Raw genomic sequence first — 815 nt, 5'->3', positions numbered from 1 at the left:
ACATCCCCCGTGCGATTCATCCTGCTCACCCTCCTGTGCCTGGTGCCCGGCCTCGCCCGCGCCCAGGCCGAGGAACTCGAGAACCCCGGCACCGTCTCCGCGGTGCAGGACCGGCTCTACCGCATGCACCACGAGCTGACGCTCGGCGTGGGCGTGCTGCCCGCGGACGCCTACTACAAGGGGCTCATCGGGAACGTCGGTTACACGTACCACTTCAGCGACAGCTTCGCGTGGCAGGTGGGCCGCGGCACGTACAGCTACAACGTGCAGACCAGCCTGCGCCGCCAGTTGGAGCGTGACTTCGACGTGTCCCCCACCAACACCGCCTTCGAGGACCAGGTGCAGTGGATGGTGGGCTCCGACCTCGTGTGGAGCCCGCTGTACGGCAAGACGTCCTTCCTCAACACCAACGTCATCCACTTCGAGGTCTTCCTCCTGGGCGGCGGCACGGTGGTGAAGGTCGAGCGCAGCGACGGCTTCCGCCCCGCCATCAACCTGGGGATGGGCGTGCGCGTGTTCTCCAGCCGCAACGTGTCCTTCCGCCTGGACGTGACCAACAACACCGTCTTCGCGGGCGCGTCGCGCATCATCAACGTGCCCACCGTGCAGTTGGGCACGGCCTTCAACTTCGGCGCCACGGAATGACGTCCCGCCCGCTCATCGTCGCCGCGCTGACCAGCGCCGCGCTCTTCGTGTTCCCAACGGCCGCCCGCGCCGCCCCGGACGCGGGCCTGCCGCCCATGCCCCCGGCGCCCGGCGCCACCGCCGGCACGGCCTCCGCGCCGGACGCGGGCACCCCCGCCGCGCCCGGAGCC

At 70.4% G+C, this 815-nt stretch carries 1 protein-coding gene; it reads left to right on the top strand.

Going from position 1 to position 815, the window contains the following annotated elements; translation table 11 throughout:
- On the top strand, window positions 1-645 hold a 645-nt coding region (locus D7X12_RS41610), incomplete at its 5' end, for an outer membrane beta-barrel domain-containing protein (protein ID WP_244225108.1).
- Between the last annotated feature and the right edge of the window lie 170 nt (window positions 646-815).

Origin of the sequence: Corallococcus sicarius, from assembly GCF_003611735.1 — a bacterium.
Classification (GTDB): Bacteria; Myxococcota; Myxococcia; order Myxococcales; family Myxococcaceae; genus Corallococcus; species Corallococcus sicarius.
Note: the sequence above shows the minus strand (reverse complement) of the source record. Positions and strands in the feature narration are given on the sequence as shown.